Annotated in this window: 16 protein-coding genes; 6 read left to right on the top strand and 10 right to left on the bottom strand. The window is 71.0% G+C overall.

The genetic code is table 11. From position 1 onward, the window contains the following. Positions 1 to 31: 31 nt before the first annotated feature. The 8 genes from ASE14_RS16570 to ASE14_RS16535 form a co-directional block, all read right to left on the bottom strand. Positions 32 to 907, bottom strand: a complete 876-nt coding sequence (locus ASE14_RS16570) for an ABC transporter permease (protein WP_056657502.1) — start codon at positions 905 to 907, stop codon at positions 32 to 34. Then, a complete protein-coding gene (locus ASE14_RS16565; protein ID WP_056657499.1) occupies positions 904 to 1,830 on the bottom strand; it encodes an ABC transporter permease in 927 nt (308 codons plus the stop codon). Before ASE14_RS16565 ends, ASE14_RS16570 begins: the two co-directional genes overlap by 4 nt. Beyond that, positions 1,823 to 2,998, bottom strand: coding sequence for a spermidine/putrescine ABC transporter substrate-binding protein (locus ASE14_RS16560; RefSeq protein ID WP_056657496.1), 1,176 nt, complete (start codon positions 2,996 to 2,998; stop codon positions 1,823 to 1,825). The genes ASE14_RS16565 and ASE14_RS16560 overlap by 8 nt, the downstream gene beginning before the upstream one ends. Positions 2,999 to 3,015: 17 nt before the next feature. After that, a complete protein-coding gene (locus ASE14_RS16555; protein WP_056657493.1) occupies positions 3,016 to 4,188 on the bottom strand; it encodes an ABC transporter ATP-binding protein in 1,173 nt (390 codons plus the stop codon). 155 nt (positions 4,189 to 4,343) lie between these two features. Beyond that, the gene (locus tag ASE14_RS16550; protein ID WP_056657489.1) at positions 4,344 to 5,531 is read right to left on the bottom strand and encodes an ABC transporter permease; all 1,188 of its coding nucleotides are present in this window, start codon (positions 5,529 to 5,531) and stop codon (positions 4,344 to 4,346) included. Continuing rightward, on the bottom strand, positions 5,528 to 6,241 hold the full coding sequence (locus ASE14_RS16545; RefSeq protein ID WP_056657486.1) for an ABC transporter ATP-binding protein: 714 nt from the start codon (positions 6,239 to 6,241) through the stop codon (positions 5,528 to 5,530). The genes ASE14_RS16550 and ASE14_RS16545 overlap by 4 nt, the downstream gene beginning before the upstream one ends. Before the next feature lie 17 nt (positions 6,242 to 6,258). Further along, the gene (locus ASE14_RS16540) at positions 6,259 to 7,371 is read right to left on the bottom strand and encodes an efflux RND transporter periplasmic adaptor subunit (protein WP_056657483.1); all 1,113 of its coding nucleotides are present in this window, start codon (positions 7,369 to 7,371) and stop codon (positions 6,259 to 6,261) included. Beyond that, the gene (locus tag ASE14_RS16535; RefSeq protein ID WP_056657480.1) at positions 7,368 to 7,907 is read right to left on the bottom strand and encodes a hypothetical protein; all 540 of its coding nucleotides are present in this window, start codon (positions 7,905 to 7,907) and stop codon (positions 7,368 to 7,370) included. The genes ASE14_RS16540 and ASE14_RS16535 overlap by 4 nt, the downstream gene beginning before the upstream one ends. A gap of 152 nt (positions 7,908 to 8,059) precedes the next feature. Here ASE14_RS16535 and ASE14_RS16530 point away from each other — a divergent pair, with 152 nt between their 5' ends. From ASE14_RS16530 to ASE14_RS16510, 5 genes are all read left to right on the top strand, one after another. Further along, complete coding sequence (locus ASE14_RS16530; protein ID WP_056657478.1) at positions 8,060 to 8,728, top strand: response regulator transcription factor; 669 nt, start codon at positions 8,060 to 8,062, stop codon at positions 8,726 to 8,728. Continuing rightward, the gene (locus ASE14_RS16525; protein ID WP_056657476.1) at positions 8,721 to 9,989 is read left to right on the top strand and encodes a HAMP domain-containing sensor histidine kinase; all 1,269 of its coding nucleotides are present in this window, start codon (positions 8,721 to 8,723) and stop codon (positions 9,987 to 9,989) included. The genes ASE14_RS16530 and ASE14_RS16525 overlap by 8 nt, the downstream gene beginning before the upstream one ends. A gap of 459 nt (positions 9,990 to 10,448) precedes the next feature. Next, positions 10,449 to 11,771 carry an isocitrate lyase gene (gene aceA, locus ASE14_RS16520; protein WP_056657473.1) on the top strand — a complete coding sequence of 441 codons (1,323 nt, stop codon included), beginning with the start codon at positions 10,449 to 10,451 and terminating at the stop codon, positions 11,769 to 11,771. 38 nt (positions 11,772 to 11,809) lie between these two features. After that, entirely contained in the window at positions 11,810 to 13,504 is a 1,695-nt protein-coding gene (gene aceB, locus ASE14_RS16515) for a malate synthase A (RefSeq protein WP_235511450.1), read from the top strand. Between the two features lie 123 nt (positions 13,505 to 13,627). Beyond that, positions 13,628 to 14,224, top strand: a complete 597-nt coding sequence (locus ASE14_RS16510; protein WP_235511449.1) for an N-acetyltransferase — start codon at positions 13,628 to 13,630, stop codon at positions 14,222 to 14,224. A gap of 48 nt (positions 14,225 to 14,272) precedes the next feature. Here ASE14_RS16510 and ASE14_RS16505 read toward each other — a convergent pair whose 3' ends face one another. Continuing rightward, positions 14,273 to 15,667 carry an MFS transporter gene (locus ASE14_RS16505; RefSeq protein WP_235511448.1) on the bottom strand — a complete coding sequence of 465 codons (1,395 nt, stop codon included), beginning with the start codon at positions 15,665 to 15,667 and terminating at the stop codon, positions 14,273 to 14,275. 56 nt (positions 15,668 to 15,723) lie between these two features. On the opposite strand from ASE14_RS16505, the gene ASE14_RS16500 reads away from it, so the two are divergent. Continuing rightward, complete coding sequence (locus tag ASE14_RS16500; RefSeq protein ID WP_056657469.1) at positions 15,724 to 16,683, top strand: DUF5937 family protein; 960 nt, start codon at positions 15,724 to 15,726, stop codon at positions 16,681 to 16,683. Between the two features lie 45 nt (positions 16,684 to 16,728). Here the strand turns inward: ASE14_RS16500 and ASE14_RS16495 are convergent, their stop codons facing one another. Further along, a complete protein-coding gene (locus ASE14_RS16495) occupies positions 16,729 to 17,691 on the bottom strand; it encodes an NADP-dependent oxidoreductase (RefSeq protein ID WP_056657799.1) in 963 nt (320 codons plus the stop codon). Positions 17,692 to 17,766 lie beyond the last annotated feature (75 nt).

Raw genomic sequence — 17,766 nt, 5'->3', positions numbered from 1 at the left:
TGCTCCCGCCCCTGTTCTCGTGTTCGAACGGTCAGCCGCCGCCCATCGTGCGGGCGATGTCGGCCGCCGAGTCTCCCGAGCGTTTCAGCACGAGCGCGACGAGACCGAGCGCGATGAGCGTGAGCACGAGCATGATCGTCGAGACCGCTGCGATCTCGGGCTTCAGGCCGCTGCGCAGCGCGCTCAGCACGTAGACCGGCCACGGCGTCGACCCCGAGACCGAGACGAATGCCGCGATGACCGTGTTATCGAGGCTGAAGGTGAACGACAGCATGAATCCGGCGAAGACCGCCGGCATGGCGAGCGGCAGGGTGACCTTGCGGAACGTGCGGGTCGGCGTCGCGTACAGGTCGGCCGAGGCCTCCTCGAGCTGCGCCTCCTGGCCCACGAGCCTCGCGCGCACGAGGTACGAGACGACCGTGATCGAGAACAGCGAGTGGCCGATCACGAGGCGCACGATGCCGTCGTTGAAGATCGACATGCCGAGGTCCTGGCCGAGGAAGACGGTCCACGGCAGCAGCGCGACGGCGTCGACGATCTCGGGTGTCACCGAGACGAGCAGCAGCAGTCCCATGAACCACCACACCCACTTGCCCGGATGCCGCGCCATCGCGATGCCCGCGAGGGTGCCGAGCGCCGTGGCGACGAGGGCGGCGATGAAGCCCGTCTGCACCGAGATCCAGACCGCGTCGCGGATCGCCGGCTTCGCGAGCAGGGCGAGGAACGAGTCGAATCCGAAGTGGTCCCACGAGACCAGCAGTCGCCCGACATTGAACGAGGAGACGATGATGACCGCGATGGGGGCGAACAGGAAGACCATCACCAGGATGCCCCACACGTTGAACGCGACATCCGACCACGCCTTGCGCGGCCGCCGCACCGGTCGCTGCGCTGCTGGAGCACTCATGCCGCGACCTCCTCTCGAATCGAAACGGATGCCGGAGCGGTGTCAGGAGCACCGATCACGAGCCGGTGACTCGCCCGGATCGGCAGGGTGACGAGCCACACGATCCCCGCACCGATGGCGACGGTGAGGAGGATGACGATGATCAGCACGACCGCCATCGCGGAGCCGAGGGCCCAGTTCTGCGCGGTCTGGAACTGGCTCGCGACGAGCTGGCCGACCATGTTGCCCTTCGCCCCGCCGAGCACGGTCGCGGTGATGTAGTCGCCCATGAGCGGGATGAAGACGAGCAGCACGCCCGCGATGATGCCGGGCTGGGCGAGCGGCAGGGTGATGCGGAAGAACGTCGTCCACTTGCCCGCGCCGAGGTCCTTCGAGGCCTCGCGGAGCGGCCCGTTGACGCGGTCGAACGCGACGAACAGCGGCAGGATCATGAGCGGCAGGTAGTTGTAGACGACGCCGAGGAGCACCGCGCCCCGCGTGTTCAGGATCGCGAGCGGCTCGAAGCCGACCGTCTGCAGCGCCGTCGAGATCCAGCCCTCAGGCGAGAGGATGACCTGCCAGCCGATCGTGCGCACGAGGAAGTTCGTCCAGAACGGCACCATCACGAGGGCGACGAGCAGGCCCCGCCGCGACGGCGGAGCCTTCACCGCCATCCAGTAGGCGACGGGCAGTCCGATCAGGAAGCACAGCACGGTGCCGGCGACGCCGACCCAGAGCGTGTTCTGGAACGTCGCGAAGAACGTCGGGCTGAGCACCTCCGCATAGCGGTCGAACGACAGCTTGTCGGTGGCCTGCGTGGCGAAGATGCTCGGCTTGTAGCCGAAGCTGAACCACACGACCATTCCGACCGGGGCGACGAAGAAGATCGCGAGCCACGCCCACGCGGGCGCCGCGAGGAGGAATCCGGGGAGTCGTCTACGCACCAGCCGCCGCCTTCGTCGCGTTCCAGATCTGCACGATGCGCTCCTGCGCCTCGGTCAACTCGCCTTCCTGCATGGTCGCGAGCTGTTCGGGAGTGAAGAACACCAGGTCGAGCATCGGCAGTCCGGCATCGGCCGCCGCCTGCTCGATGTCCTTCGCACCGGTGTGGTAGCCGATGTAGTCGAGCTCCGACAGGGCGTTCTCGGGTGAGAGCACGTAGTCGATGAACGCGTGCGCGGCCTCGGGGTTCGGAGCACCCGCGGCGATCGCCCAGTTGTCCATCCAGATCTCGGTCGCCGGTGAGCCGAGCACGAACTTCCAGCGATCGGGGTCGGGGCTCTCGAGCATGCCGAGTCGGGCGTCGCCGTTGTACGACTGCATGAGCATCTGCGTCGCCTGGGGGATGGCGCTACCGCCGGGGTAGGAGTCGAACGCCGAGATGTGCGGCGCGAGGTCGACGAGGAACTCCTCAGCGGCGTCGAGGTGCTCGGGATCGGTCGTGGTCCACGGGATGCCGTTCGCCCAGAAGTAGAGCCCGGTGAGCTCGGACGGGTCGTCGAGGAGCGACGTCTTGCCGCTCGCCTCGTGCTTCGCCGCGTCGATGAAGTCGTTCCAGTCCTTCAGCTCGCGGTCGATCAGGGTGACGTCGTAGACGAAGCCGGTCGTGCCCCATGCCTTGCAGATCGAGTACTCGTTGTCGGGGTCCCAGGTGCGGCCGAGGAATGCCGGATCGACGTGCTTGAGGTTCGGGATCAGATCGTGGTTCAGCTTGGCCAGCAGCCCGTGCTCGGCCATCTGGGCGACGAAGGTGCCGGTCGGCACGACGATGTCGTAGCCGCTCGTGCCGCGCGCCCCGACGAGCTTGGCCACCATCTCCTCATTGGAGTTGAAGGCGCTCAGCGAGATCTTCGGGCCGAGGTCGGCCGTGAAGGCGTCGAGCACGTCGGGGGCGTCGTAGTCGCCCCAGGTGTAGATCGACAGCTTGCTCTCGAGCGGTCCGCCGGAGGCGAGCGCAGTGGTGGCCGACGATGACGGGGCGCACCCGGCGAGCAGACCGGCTGAGCCCGCGGCGGCGGCGAAGCTCAGGAAACGGCGCCGCGAGAGCTCACGGCGGATGGTCTTCGCCGCGCCGACGGGCGCGAGGATGCGGATCTCGGGTTCGGAAGACATCGTGACTCCTCGGGCGTTCAGACGGTCGGCGGAGCGACGTAGCCGCTCGCGCTCGCCGCATCGTCGGCTGGGAAGAGGAGCACGCTCTCGGCGCGCCACGAGCACACGACCGCATCGCCGATGGCCAGTTGCGGAGCCTCCGGTGAGGGGCGGCGTGCGATGAGGCTCTGGTCGTCGCCGAGCTGCACGAGGTACTGCATGGTCTCGCCGAGGTGGGAGACGCCGATCAGCGTGCCCCGTGCTGTGTTCGATGCATCGGATGCCCCGGCTGCGACATCAGCGTCGATGCTGACGAACTCGGGCCGCACGGCTGCGAGGCCCGTGCTGCCCACAGGCAGCTCGGCGGACATGTTGTACACGAGGGAATGTGCCGAGTCGACGGCGCCACCCTCGACGACCGTGCCCCGGAAGAAGTTCTGCTGCCCCACGAAGGCCGCGACGTAGGCCGAGGCAGGCCGGGCGTAGACCGTGTCGGCGTCGGCGAGCTGCTCGATGCGGCCGCTGCGCATGATCGCGATGCGATCGCTCATCGAGAGCGCCTCGCCCTGGTCGTGCGTGACGAAGACGAAGGTGATGCCGAGGCGCGACTGCAGGAGCTTCAGCTCGAGCTGCATCTCTTCGCGCAGCTGCCGGTCGAGGGCGCCGAGCGGCTCGTCGAGGAGCAGCACGGAGGGGCGGTTCACAAGGGCGCGGGCGAGCGCGACGCGCTGCTGCTGGCCGCCGGAGAGCTGGGTGGGCTTGCGGTCGGCGAAGCCGCGCATCTGGGCGAGGTCGAGGGCGTCGACGACCCGCTCGCGGATCTCGGACTTCGGGGTGCGCTTCTGCTGCAGCCCGTAGGCGACGTTCTCGGCCACCGACATGTGCGGGAAGAGGGCGTAGGCCTGGAACACCGTGTTGACGTCGCGCCGGTAGGGCGCTACGCCGAGCAGCGAACGGCCCGAGACGCGGATGTCTCCGGCGTCGGGCTCCTCGAAGCCCGCGATCATGCGGAGGGTCGTGGTCTTGCCGCAGCCCGAGGGCCCGAGCAGCGAGATGAATTCGCCGGCCTCGATGGTGAGCGAGAGCCGGTCGACGGCGGTCGAATCGCCGTACCGCTTGGTGACGGCGTCGATGACGACCGTTCCGGGAGCCTCTGCGCCGGGCGATGCGGTGGTGGTCGCCTCCGCCTCGGTCGTCGTTGCCGTGGTCACTTGCCAGCACCTCCAGTTCACCCGCACGCCATCGCGCAGGAGGCCCATTCAATCCGGGCGACCCGGTGCGCGCAATGCGAGCCACGGCGAACGGGACAAACCATCGGGCGGGCGGCGCCCGCCCGACAGTCCGTCTGGAGTTTCGGGTCGCCGCGTCAGGCGTTCAGCGCGGCCGTCGGCGAGGTGCGCGCGGCGCGCGCAGCCGGGAGCGCACCGGCCACCGCGCCGACCACGACCGTCGCCAGCACGCCGGCGGCGAGCACTGCGGGCGGCACGGTGACGAGCCATCCGTTCGCCCCCGCGACGATCGCCGTGATCACCCAGCCGATGGCCGTGCCCGCGATGCCGCCGCAGAGGGCGAGCAGGATCGCCTCGACGAGGAACTGCGAGCGGATGTGCCCGCGCGTCGCGCCGAGCGAGCGGCGCAGGCCGATCTCCTGACGGCGTTCGAGCACCGAGATCACCATCGTGTTCGCGACACCGATGCCGCCGACGAGGAGGGCGATGGACCCCACGCCGACGAGGAGGCCCGTGAACGCCTGGTCGATCGTGTTCTTCGCCGCGAGCGCGTCGGATGGCCGGCTGATCTTCACCTGCGTCGGCGACTCGGGGTTGATCGTGGCGGGCAGCAGGTCGCGCACCTGCTCGACGAGGTCATCGGCCGAGCGCTCGTAGATCACCGTCGGCGAACCGCCGAATCCGAAGAGCTCGGCGGCGATCGGCCCGCCGACCATCGCGACGGAGTCGAGCTCGGGAGCGAGCGGCGACCGCTCGAGGATTCCGGCGACCGTGAACTGCTTCCCGCCGATCTCGACGGCGCTGCCGATGGTGACGATGCCGAGCCGCTCCGCGGTCGTGGCGCCGAGCACGACGACCGGGAACTGCTGGGTGGCGCCGTTGAGCCACACGCCCGAGTCGAGCTCGGTGCCCGTCGCATTCAGCAGATCGAGGTCGGCGGCGACCACCGTGAGACCGCCCGTGGCACCCGGATCGATGAGGGCGTTGCGGTAGACGTGCACGTCGGCGAGCGTGGCACTCCAGCTCGCCTGCTCGACGCCGTCGATGCGCCGGACGCGATCGATCGCATCGGCGGGCAGCTCGGCGTCCTGGCCGAAGAAGTCCGACCCGGCCGTGGCGGTGAGGAGGTTCGTGCCGAGTGCGGCGAGCCGCTGCTTGACGAGCGCCTCGCTCGATGTCGAGATGCCGACGACGGCGATCATCGCGGCGATGCCGATCGCGATGCCGAGCGCCGAGAGCACCGCGCGCATCGGTCTCGCACGGAGGCCGTGCAGGCCGAGCCCGAGGAGATCCGCGGTGCGGAGGCGGGAGCGAAGGCCGTTCACGAGCGGGCTCCCGCAGGGACGCCGGCAGGGACGCCTGCGCGGACGCCCGTCCGAGCGCCGCTGTCGGCCGACAGCACCCCGTCGCGGATGCCGACGCGCCGGGGCATCCGCTCGGCCACCTGCGGGTCGTGGGTGATCACGACGACGGTCGTTCCCGCCGCGTTGAGCTCGGCGAGGATCGAGACGATCGCCTCGCCCGAGCGGGTGTCGAGCGCACCCGTCGGCTCGTCGGCGAGGAGCAGCGCCGGTTCGCCGACGACGGCCCGCGCGATCGCGACGCGCTGGCGCTCGCCGCCCGACAGCTCGTTCGGGCGGTGGTGGGAGCGCGCGGCGAGACCCACGCGCTCGAGCGCGACGGCGGCACGCGCACGTCGCTCAGCCTTCGGCACCCCGGCGTAGAGGAGTCCGGTGGCGACGTTGTCGAGCGCGCTCACCCCCTCGGCGAGGTGGTACTGCTGGAACACGAACCCGATGGTGTGCGCGCGGAGCCCCGAGAGCTCGGCGTCGTCCATCGCACCGGTGTCGTACCCGTCGATGTGGATCTCGCCCGAGCTCGGCCGGTCGAGGGTGCCCATGAGGTTCAGCAGCGTCGACTTGCCCGAGCCGCTCGGACCGACGATCGCGACCATCTCGCCGCGCTCGATGTCGAGGTCGGCGTGCGAGAGCGCGACCGTGGGCGGCGAGCCGTAGGTGCGCGTCACCGAGCGCATCCGGATCAATGGCGCGCTCACTCCGGCACCACGACCTCGTCGCCGGCCTCGAGCTTGCCGCCGGTGACTTCGACGAGGCCGTCGGCGAACAGGCCGAGCTCGATCGACACCGTCTTCACGGTGCCCTTCTCCACGACCTCGACGGCGAATCCGCCGCCGGTGCGGGCGAGCAGCGCGGTGACCGGCACGAGGAGGGCGTCCTCGCGTCGGACCGCCGTGAGGACGCCGTTGACGCCGACATCGTCGAGTCCGTCGGCGGCGGCCGGGTCGTCGAGCGTGATCGTGAGGGGCAGCTTGAGCTTCTTCTCGCCCTTGTCATCGGCCTGCTCGACGGGCGCGCCGACCGCGCTCACCGTGCCCTGCACGGTCGCGCCGCCCGGCAGCGTGAGCTGCACCGGCGTGCCGACCGGGGCGATCGCCTCGAGGTTCGGGGCGATGAAGGCGCTCACGCGTTTCACCGTGTCGGAGACCGCGATGACGGATGCCCCTGCGCCCGCGCCGATCTGCGCCTTGCGCTCCGCGACGCGCACCCCTGCGGGCGCGAACACGACACGCCCCTGCTCGATCGTGCCGGTCCGCTCGAGGCCGAGCGACTTCTGCCAGCGCTCGATCGCCGCAGCGGTCGAGCCGGCGAACTCCTGGTCGGGTTCGCGCTCGAAGAAGCCGAGCGCGGCGAGGTTCTGCTCGAGCTGCAGCACGTCGGGGCCGTCGTCCATGCCCTCGGCGAACTGGCGCCACATCGGCAGCGCCCCGAGCAGGAGCACGACGGGGTCGTCGTCGACGCGGAACAGTGTGGCACCGCGGTCGAGCACGGCGCCCGCGTCGGGCAGCCAGGTGATCGTGCCGCCGAGGCTCGTGCCGAGCTCCTGCGAAGCGCCGTAGCCGAGACGGCCGCTGAGGCGGACGCGTTCGGTCAGGTCGCCGCGGGTGACGGGGGTCGTCGCGACATCGGCGTCGGCGTTCGCCGCGTCGCCGTCATCCGACGACGAGGCCGACCAGGTCACTGCGAGCATGGTGCCGGCGATGCCGAGCACCGCGATGCAGGCGCCCGCGATGAGCCACGGGGCGCGGCGACGCCGGCCGGGCTGCGGGGCGGCCGGGGCATCCGTCGCCTGCTGGTCGCCGGTCACTCCTCGCCCACCGTCGGGAAGTCGGCCTCCTTGTTGCACGCCTCGGCGTCGGCGGGGTCGATCTCGTCGGCCGACATCGCCTCGGTCATGCCGACCGAGCCGTCGGACGAGATCTTGGGGTCGTCGAAGTCGTAGCCGCGTTCGCGCAGGCACGCTGAGAAGCGCAGCGAGGCCTCGTTCAGCTCGTCGGCGTCGGGCATGCCGGGGATCGGCGGCGGATCGCCGACCTTGTCGAAGCAGGTGCGCTCGGCCGCCGCCATCGCGTCGAGGTCGACCTCGTCGGGGTCGACGGCCTCGGTCGAATCGCTCGAGGTGCTGCTGCCGTCGGCGGACGTGGCCATCTGGATGTCGATGCCCTCGTCCTTCATGCAGGAGGCGAAGTCGGCCGACCACTCCTCGTAGGCGGCATCCGAGTCGCCCGACTTGAGGTCGGCGGAATCCGATGCGTTCGGGGCGCACGCGCTGAGTGCGAGGAGCAGGGCGAGGCCGGTGAACGCGAGCCCTGCGCGGGCTCCGCGGGAGGAACGTGTGGTCATGGGGGAGTCCTTTCGATCGCGCCGAGACTGGCGCAGGACTCAGCACACACTCAGAGCGGTTGTAGTGGAGTAAAGGTCGGCATTGACGTTCTCCTTACGCCCGACGGGGTGTACTGGAGTCTCCGGATGCCGCAGATCGAAGGGAATGGCACGTGCGCGTGTTGATCGTGGAGGACGAGCCGTACCTCGCCGAGGCCGTGCGCGCCGGGCTCGCGCTCGAGGCGATCGCAGCGGATGTCGCCGCCGACGGCGAAGCCGCCCTCTTCAGCATCGACGTCAACGACTATGACGTGGTGCTGCTCGACCGCGACCTGCCGGGCATGCACGGCGACGACGTGTGCCGCACCCTCGTCGCCCGCGAGGAACGCCCGGCGATCCTCATGCTGACGGCCGCCCGCCGACTCGGCGACAAGGTCGGCGGCTTCGAACTCGGCGCCGACGACTACCTGGCGAAGCCGTTCGAGTTCCCCGAGCTCGTGGCGCGGGTGCGGGCGCTCGGCCGCCGCCGGTTCACCGCGCTGCCGCCGCGCCTCGAGGCCGCGGGCGTCGTGCTCGACCCGTTCCGGCGCGAGGTCTTCCGCGACGGCCGGTTCGTGCGACTCTCGCGCAAGGAGTTCTCGGTGCTCGAGGTGCTCATGCGCGCCGGCGGCGGAGTGGTCAGTGCGGAGACGCTGCTCGAGAAGGCGTGGGACGAGAACGCGAACCCTTTCACGAACTCGGTGAAGGTGACGATCTCGACGCTGCGCCGAAAGCTCGGCGAGCCGTGGATGATCCGCACCGACCCCGGCGCCGGCTACGCGATCGATTCGGCCCATGGCTGAGCGCGCGGCATCCGTGCCCCGCACCTACCGCCTGACCGTGCGGGCGCGGCTGGCGCTGACCTACGCGCTGCTGCTGACGACAGCGGGCGCCGTGCTGCTCGTGATCGTCGCCTTCGTCGTCGGTCTGGTGCCGAGCTACGAGTTCGCGGCGACTGCTGCGCCGGCCTCCACGCTCGAGGATGCGACCGTGGCCACGCCGGCGGAGTCCACCACCGCAACCGAGCTGCCGGCGACCCCCGCCCCGGCCGAGCCGTACGCCGACCCGGGTGCGGTCGCCTACGACCCGGGAATCCTCTCCCTGTCGACGACCGAGGCGGCCGTCGTGGTGAGCTCGCGCGCCGACATCCTGCAACTGCTGCTCTGGGTGTCGGTGGGGGCCCTCGCGCTCCTCGCGGCGGGCGGCGCCTGGGCCGGCTGGTTCGTCGCCGGCCGCATGCTCAGGCCGTTGCAGGAGGTGAACGTCGCCGCGCATCGCGCCTCGCGCGGCCACCTCGACCACCGCATCGCGCTCACCGGGCCGCGCGACGAGATCACCGACCTCGCGGACACCTTCGACGGAATGCTCGATGCGCTCGAGCGCTCGGCGAACGCGGATCGCCGGTTCGCCGCGAACGCGTCGCACGAGTTGCGCACGCCACTCGCGACGACCCGCACGATGCTCGACGTGGCGCTGAGCTCACGGGCCGCGGGCGACGCGCAGCTGCTCGAGCGTCTGCGGGAGATGAACGAGCGGAGCATCGCGACCGTCGAGGCGCTGCTCGACCTCTCCGAGCTCGAGTCGACGGAGTCCGGCGCCGTCGGGCCGGTGGACCTCGCCGCCGTGGCGACATCCGTCGTCGACGAGGCGCGCGCCGAGGCGGACGAAGCGGGGGTGCGGCTGACGCTGTCGGCCGGGGCCGGGGCCGGGGCGTCCCTCGTCGAGGGTGACGAGGTGCTCCTGCGCCAGCTCGTCGTCAACCTCGCGCAGAACGCGATCCGCCACAACGAGCCCGGCGGGTTCGTGACGGTGACGACGGATGCCTCGGGCCCCGTGCCGACCCTCGCGGTCGAGAACAGCGGGGCGGAACTCGACGCAGCGACCGTCGCGACCCTGACGGCCCCCTTCGCTCGGGGCGGCGGGCGCACGCGCGACGCATCCGACCGGGGACGCGGGCTCGGACTCTCGATCGTGGCCGCGATCGTCGCCCGGCACGACGCCGAACTCGACCTGGCGCCGCGGGCGGGCGGCGGCCTGCGCGCCGTGGTGCGCTTCCCGCGCTGACGCGCCCCAGCACCCCTCACCCATCCACTTCAGCCACCCCACCACCCACTCGACGCGCGCGTCGAGATGACATGTCTCCCGAATAACCAAGGGGACGCCCCGAGCCGAGCTCATCGCTCGCACCGCTCGCGCCCTCGCGGAACGGGGGTGGACCGGCACCCTCGTCGCGTCGAGGTGACACGTCTTGTCGATCGCACCCATGTTGAGCCGACGAGAAGTGTCATCTCGGCGCTGGGTGTGGGTGTGGGTGTGGGTGTGGGTGTCGGGCGGGTGCAGGAGTGCGCGCGAGAGCGGGAACTTCTGGCGCGCAGAAGAACGCCGAAAGTTCACCCCCCGAATCGTCGGGTCGGCCCCTCCGAGCGAGCGCAGAGTGGATGCACAGCCACCCCGACGGCGCCGAAGCAGACGCCGAACGGAGCACCACGAAGCATCCGCCCGCTGCACCGAAGGAGCACCACCATGAGCACGAACCGCCCCGGCGACCAGACCCAGACCGCAGCCGAGCTGCAGCTCGAGTGGGACGCGAACCCGCGGTGGAGCGACGTGAGCCGCGACTACACCGCCGAAGACGTCATCGCGCTCCGCGGCCCGGTCCGCGAGGAGCGCACGCTCGCCAAGCGCGGCGCCGAGAAGCTCTGGCAGGACATCCAGCAGAACACGGGTACGGCGTTCGCCCCGCAGGAGGACCCGCAGTGGTCGGCCGCGCTCGGTGCCCTCACCGGCAACCAGGCCGTGCAGCAGGTGCGCGCCGGCCTGAAGGCGATCTACCTCAGCGGCTGGCAGGTCGCGGCCGACGCGAACCTCTCGGGCCAGACCTACCCCGACCAGTCGCTCTACCCCGCGAACTCCGTGCCGGCCGTCGTGCGCCGCATCAACAACGCGCTGCTCCGCGCCGGCCAGATCGAGCAGGGCAACGACGACCGCGACTGGATGGCCCCCATCGTCGCCGACGCCGAGGCCGGATTCGGCGGCCCGCTGAACGCCTACGAGCTCATGCACCAGATGATCGAGGCCGGTGCGGCCGGCGTGCACTGGGAGGACCAGCTCGCGAGTGAGAAGAAGTGCGGCCACATGGGCGGCAAGGTGCTCGTGCCCACGTCGCAGCACATCCGCACGATCAACGCGGCACGCCTGGCATCGGATGTCGCCGGCGTGCCGTCGATCATCATCGCCCGCACCGACGCCCTCGCCGCGACGCTGCTCACGAGCGACCACGACGAGCGCGACAAGCAGTTCGTCACGGGCGAGCGCACGGCCGAGGGCTTCTACGAGGTGCAGAACGGCATCGAGCCGGTCATCGCCCGCGGCCTCGCCTACGCGGAGTACGCCGACCTGCTCTGGGTCGAGTCGGCCGAGCCCGACCTCGACCTCGCGCGTCGCTTCGCCGAGGCCGTGCACGCGAAGTTCCCGGGCAAGCGCCTGAGCTACAACTGCTCGCCCTCGTTCAACTGGAAGCGCCACCTCGACGACGACCAGATCGCGAAGTTCCAGCGCGAGCTCGCGTCGATGGGCTACGCATTCCAGTTCATCACCCTCGCGGGCTTCCACTCGCTCAACCACGGCATGTTCACGCTCGCGAAGGACTACAGCGAGCGCCACATGTCGGCCTACGTCGAACTCCAGGAGGCGGAATTCGCCTCGGAGGCATCCGGATACACCGCCACGCGCCACCAGCGCGAGGTGGGCACCGGCTACTTCGACCAGATCGCCACCGCGCTGAACCCCAACAGCGCAACCCTCGCCCTCGTCGGATCGACCGAGGAAGAACAGTTCAACCACTGACCCGCTCACGGGCACACGAACTCAGAGGAGCAACGACCATGAACACCACACCCAGCATGACGCTCGAACGAGAGCGAACGGATGCCGCATCCGCTCGCCTCCCCGAACCGAAGCGCGCCGCCGGCAGCTTCCAGACCGTCGAACCGCGCATCGAGATCACCGCGCCGCTCGGCGAGCGGTACGACGAGATCCTGACGCCCGACGCCCTCGCCTTCCTGGCGGAGCTGCACGACCGCTTCGCCGGCACCCGGCACGAGCTGCTCGCCGTGCGGCTGCAGACCCGCGTCGACGCGGCGAACGGCCGCGACCCGAAGTTCCTGCCGGAGACCGAGTCGATCAGGAACAACGCCGACTGGCGCGTCGCCGGGCCCGGCCCCGGCCTCGAGGACCGCCGCGTGGAGATCACCGGCCCGACCGATCGCAAGATGGCGATCAACGCGCTGAACTCGGGCGCGAAGGTCTGGCTCGCCGACCAGGAGGACGCCACGAGCCCCACCTGGGCGAACGTCATCGAGGGCCAGCTGAGCCTCTTCGACGCGCTGCGCGACCGTCTCGAGTACACGAGTCCTGAGGGCAAGCAGTACCGCGTCACGGCCGAGGAGACGCCGACGATCGTGATGCGCCCGCGTGGCTGGCACCTCGTCGAGAAGCACTTGAAGTTCCACGACCGGGCGGGGCGCGCGATGCACGCCTCGGGTTCGCTCGTCGACTTCGGGCTGTACTTCTTCCACAACGCGCAGGCGCTCATCGCCGCCGGCCGCGGGCCGTACTTCTACCTGCCGAAGCTCGAGTCTCACCGCGAGGCGAAGCTCTGGAACGACATCTTCGTCTACGCGCAGAACCGGCTCGGCATCCCACAGGGCACGGTGCGCGCGACGGTGCTCATCGAGACGATCCAGGCCGCGTTCCAGATGGACGAGATCCTCTACGAGCTCCGCGACCACTGCGCGGGCCTGAACGCCGGGCGCTGGGACTACATCTTCTCGATCGTGAAGACGTTCCGTTCGCGCGGTCGTCGCTGGGTCATGCCCGACCGCAAGGCGATCACGATGACGGTGCCGTTCATGCGCGCCTACACCGAGCTGCTGGTGTCGACCTGCCACAAGCGCGGGGCGCATGCCATCGGCGGCATGAGCGCGTTCATCCCGAACCGGCGCGACCCCGAGGTCACCGAGCGCGCGCTCGCCGCGGTCTCGGCCGACAAGCGCCGCGAGGCCGGCGACGGCTTCGACGGCACGTGGGTCGCGCACCCCGACCTGATCGCAACGGCCCGCGCCGAGTTCGACGCGGTGCTCGGCGACCGGCCGAACCAGGTCGACCGCCTCCGCGACGACGTGCACGTGACGGCGGCCGAGCTGCTCGACATCCCGTCGATCGGCGGCGAGGTCACCGAGGGCGGTGTGCGCGACAACGTCTCGATCGCGATCCGCTACATCGAGTCGTGGCTGCGCGGTACAGGTGCTGCGGCGATCGACAACCTCATGGAGGACGCAGCGACGGCCGAGATCTCGCGTTCGCAGATCTGGCAGTGGCTGAACGAGAACACGGTCACGGCCGAGGGCACGCGCATCGACCAGACTTCGATCGTGCGCCTCATGGCCGAGGCCGTCGCCGCCCTGCCGCGCTTCGAGGGCGACCGGTTCGACGACGCGATCTCGGTGTTCCGCAGCGTGGCGCTCGAGCCCGAGTTCCCGACCTTCCTCACCGTCGGCGCCTACGCGCGCTTCCTCTGAGGGAGAACTTCCTCTGAGACCAGGCCTGAAGGGGCCGTCCCGACCGCATCCGGCGATCCCGGAGGTGCCGCGGTCGTGGCGGCCCCTTCGTCGTGCCCGGCGCGTCTGCCAGAATCGGTGCTCGTGACCCAGCCGACCGACACCGCCGTCCGCATCCGACCTGCCGCGATGACGGATGCCGCCGCGCTCGCGTCGCTCGCCGCCGAGACGTTCCCGCTGGCCTGCCCGCCGCACACGACCGCCGAGGCGATCGCCGACTTCATCGCCCGCAACTTCGGCGTGGAGCAATTCGTGGGCTACCTCGCCGACCCCGAGCGCATCCTGCTCGTCGCCGAGCCTCCGCAGGCCGACGACGCCGGTGCGGCCGGTGCGGCCGACGCGCCGCGCCTCCTCGGCTACACGATGCTCGTCGCGGGCGAACCCGGCGACCCCGACGCCGCTCGCGCGGTCACGGCCCGACCGGCGATCGAGTTCAGCAAGGTCTACGTGCTCGCCGGCTCGCACGGCACGGGCACCGGTGCGGCGCTCATGCGCGCCTCGCTCGAGGCGGCCCGGGCGTCGGGGGCGGCCACCGCATGGCTCGGCGTGAACGAGGAGAACGCCCGGGCGATCGCGTTCTACGAGCGGCACGGGTTCGCGAAGGTCGGCGACAAGCACTTCGTGGTGGGCGGCCGGGTCGAGGACGACTGGGTGATGGAGCATCCGCTCGTCGCGCAGTAGCTCGCCGCGCAGTCGGCGGCATGACGCGGTCGGCGCGTCGGCGCGTCGCTACGACGCAGCGGATGCCGCGGTGCCGACTGCTGCGTCGGCGGCTCGCGCCGCGCGCCGGGCGAGCCACCAGGTGCCGAGGCCCGAGGTCAGGAAGATCACCGCGAGCACGACCCACCCAGAGAACCCGTGCGAGATCGCCGTGGCGTTGACGAGGAGGGGCGCCGCGAGGGCGCCGACCGTGTAGCCCATGCCGAACACGCCCTGGTAGCTGCCGGCCTGCACGGGGTCGGCCAGCTCGAAGCTGAGGCCCCAGCCGCCCGCCTGCGAGAGCACCTCGGCGAAGGCGTGGATGATCGCGGCGAAGACGAGCACGGTGATCGCGAAGCCGATCGGGAGCCCCGCTGCGGAGGCGTAGACGAGGCACGCCGCAGCCATGAGCCACGCTGCGATGCCCGAGACGCGGGCGGCGACGCGCAGGTCGTGCGTGCCCCGCGACAGCGGCACCTGGAAGATCACGACGATGATCGTGTTGAGGATGAGGAGTGCTGCGACGACGGCCTCGGGGGCCGTGGTCTCGCGGGCGATCCAGAGCGGCACGCCGAGCTCCGCGACGCCGAACTGCATGCCGAAGATCGCGCTGAGTGCGGTCAGCACGAGGTAGCGCGGGTCCCGCCAGGGCGAGTGCCGTCGCCACGCGCGGCGCTCGGCGGCGGCGGCCTCGGCGCTGGCGCTCGCGTCGAACGAGCCGGTCGCGGTCGTCACGGGCGCGACGGGCTGGCGAGCGGGGGCGTCGACCCGCGACGGCAGGCGAACGAGCTGGATGAGCCCCAGCAGGTAGAGCACGCCCGCGCCGGCGATGAGGAAACGGTACGCCTCGGCGGTGCCGATCGCGAGGGCGAGCGCGCCGAGTCCCGAGCCGACGGCGATGGCGAGGTTCGTGACGGTGCGGAGCACGGCGCGGGCGTGCACCCGGCTCTCGCCGGTGAAGGCGCGCGCGATGATCGCCGAGCGCGTCGAGTTCGCACCCTGCTCGAAGAGGCCGCAGACGACGGCGATCACGAGCGCCGTGATGAAGTCGCCGGCGAAGACGTAGGCGATGAGCGCGACGCCCTCGATGGCGGTGAAGACGATGAGGAGGCGCTTGGCGCTGTACCGGTCGGCGAGCCAGCCGCCGCCGAGCGAGGCGATCACGCCGGCCGCGCTCGCCGCGGCGAGCACGATCGCGACCTCGTGCGGCGCGAGGCCGACGATGAAGGTGAAGTAGAGCACCGTCACGGTCAGGAAGATGCCGCGGCCGACGCGCGAGATCAGGGTCGCGCCGACGAGGATGCGCAGCACCGGATCCGAGACGGATGCCGCGATGCGGGTGATGAGCGAGGCCGTGCCGGGGGTCTCGGGGCCGATGGTCGGCACCGTTCCGGTGTCGGGGGTCGTGGGGGAGGTAGGGCTCACTCGTACAGTTCTGGCAGACCCGCCGGGCGCGAGAAATTGATGTAGCGTTTCGCTACATGTTGCGATACGTGCTCAACGAGGGCGACGTCGCCGCCGTGCGCTTCGGCATCTCGCCGCTCTGCGAACTCGGCCTGTCGTTGCGCGCCATCGGCGACCCGTCGCGCTTCCCCCTGCAGCTGCCGTGGCTGCGTCGCACCGAGGCGGCACGCGCCGACCTCGATGCCGAGGCGCTGCGCTGGCTCATCGACGACCGCCTGTGGACGCCCGACTTCCTGAACCCGCGCCCCGAGTCGCCGCTCACGCGGCTCGACGACGAGTTCGAGCAACTGCTGGCGACTCCGTCCGAGACGTTCATCGGCGACCTCGTCGCGGTGCACGGGTACGTGCCGCCGGTGTTCGAGGGCTCGCCGCGCGTCGCCATCCGGCGCATCGTGCGGGCCCTGCGGGAGCTCTGGGATGCCTCGTTCGCACCGTACTGGCCGCGCATGCGGGCGGTGCTCGAGGCCGACGTCGTGCACCGGGGTCGCCAGATCGCGCAGAGCGGTCTCTCGACGATGCTGAACGACATCTCCTCGACGGTCGACTACGAGGGCGGCGTCGTGTCGGTACGGCTGAAGGACCCGGCGGACCGCGTGCAGCCGATCGACGGTCTCGGCCTCACACTCGTGCCGACGATGTTCACGCGCCGTGGCTCCGCGCCGATCGGCGACGGGCCGCCGATGATCATGTATCCGGCGCGCGGTCAGGGCGCGCTCTGGGAGAACGAGCGCGTCGCCAACCCCGCCGCCATCGCCGCGATCCTCGGCGAGACACGGGCGAGCCTGCTCTCCGCCCTCGGCGACCCCGCCTCGTCGACCGAGCTCGGTGTGCGCTTCGGCGTCACCCCGTCGGCCGTGAACCAGCACCTGCGTGCGCTCCGCGACGCCGGGCTGCTCGTCTCGACGCGGTACGGGCACAGCGTGCTCTACCTCAGGAGCGAGCTCGGCAGCGCCCTGCTCGACGCACGCGCGGGCTGAGCGGCCCGAGCCGAGCGCGAGCGCGCTCCGCTCGCCCCGCCCGGCTCAGGCCGGGTCGGGGATGACCCGCAGCACGACCTTGCCGCGGACGTGCCCGGCCTCGAGCAGTCGATGCGCCTCCGCACCGTCCTCGAGCGGGAACTCGCGGTCGACGTGCACGCGCACGGCGCCGTCGTCGATGAGGCGCGTGATCACCGAGAGGGTGCGGGCATCGGGCGCGACCGAGTAGCCGGTGGCACGGATGCCCCGGGCCGCAGCCTCCTCGGCCATGGTCGGCCAGGAGCCGGTGGGCACCGTCACGATCAGCCCGGCCGGCCGCAGCACGTCGAGCGAGCGTGAGCCCGTGGCATCCGTGACGTTGCCGATCAGGTCGATGACCACGTCCTGGTCGCTCACGATCTCGTCGAATCGCTCCGCCGCGTAGTCGATGACGTGGCGTGCGCCGAGCTCGCGCAGGAAGTCGGCGTTGCGGGCAGAGGCCGTGGCCGTGACGACCGCGCCGAAGTACGCGGCGAACTGCACCGCGAAGTGACCCACTCCGCCGGCGCCAGCGTGGACGAGCACCCGTTGCCCGTCGTGCACCCGGGCCGTGTCGACGACCGCGCCCCATGCGGTGAGCGCCGCGATCGGCACTGCCGCGGCCTCGGCGAACGAGAGGGTGGACGGCATGCGGGTCACGCTCATCGAGCCGACCGAGATGAGTTCGGCGTAGCTGCCGCCGACGCGCGGCACTCGCCCCATGCCGTACACCCGGTCGCCGGGCTGCAGCGGATGCGCCGCGTAGGGCACCGACTCCACGACGCCGGCGAAGTCGCCGCCGAGCACCGCCGGGTAGGCGGAGATGGCGCGGGAGACCCCGCGTCCCGACCTGGTCTTCGCGTCGATCGGGTTCACGCCCGCCGCGACGACCCGCACGACCACCTCGTCGCTGATGCGGATCGGGTCGGGCACCTCGGCGATGTGGAGCTCCTCGGGTCCGCCCGTCCGATCGATCACCAATGCCCGCATCGACACACCCTCTCGAGATTGCTCATCGCACCGTATCCGTCCTCGCTATGATCGCACCGACCGCCGGGTGACCGG

Source organism: Agromyces sp. Root81 (assembly GCF_001429165.1).
Taxonomy (GTDB): Bacteria; Actinomycetota; Actinomycetes; order Actinomycetales; family Microbacteriaceae; genus Agromyces.
Note: the sequence above shows the minus strand (reverse complement) of the source record. Positions and strands in the feature narration are given on the sequence as shown.

Coding starts and splice junctions, on each gene's coding strand:
- aceB (WP_235511450.1), top strand. CDS start 11,810: ATGAACACCACACCCAGCATGACGCTCGAACGAGAGCGAACGGATGCC.
- ASE14_RS16570 (WP_056657502.1), bottom strand. CDS start 907: ATGAGTGCTCCAGCAGCGCAGCGACCGGTGCGGCGGCCGCGCAAGGCG.
- aceA (WP_056657473.1), top strand. CDS start 10,449: ATGAGCACGAACCGCCCCGGCGACCAGACCCAGACCGCAGCCGAGCTG.
- ASE14_RS16500 (WP_056657469.1), top strand. CDS start 15,724: ATGTTGCGATACGTGCTCAACGAGGGCGACGTCGCCGCCGTGCGCTTC.
- ASE14_RS16525 (WP_056657476.1), top strand. CDS start 8,721: ATGGCTGAGCGCGCGGCATCCGTGCCCCGCACCTACCGCCTGACCGTG.
- ASE14_RS16560 (WP_056657496.1), bottom strand. CDS start 2,998: ATGTCTTCCGAACCCGAGATCCGCATCCTCGCGCCCGTCGGCGCGGCG.
- ASE14_RS16495 (WP_056657799.1), bottom strand. CDS start 17,691: ATGCGGGCATTGGTGATCGATCGGACGGGCGGACCCGAGGAGCTCCAC.
- ASE14_RS16545 (WP_056657486.1), bottom strand. CDS start 6,241: ATGCGCTCGGTGACGCGCACCTACGGCTCGCCGCCCACGGTCGCGCTC.
- ASE14_RS16535 (WP_056657480.1), bottom strand. CDS start 7,907: ATGACCACACGTTCCTCCCGCGGAGCCCGCGCAGGGCTCGCGTTCACC.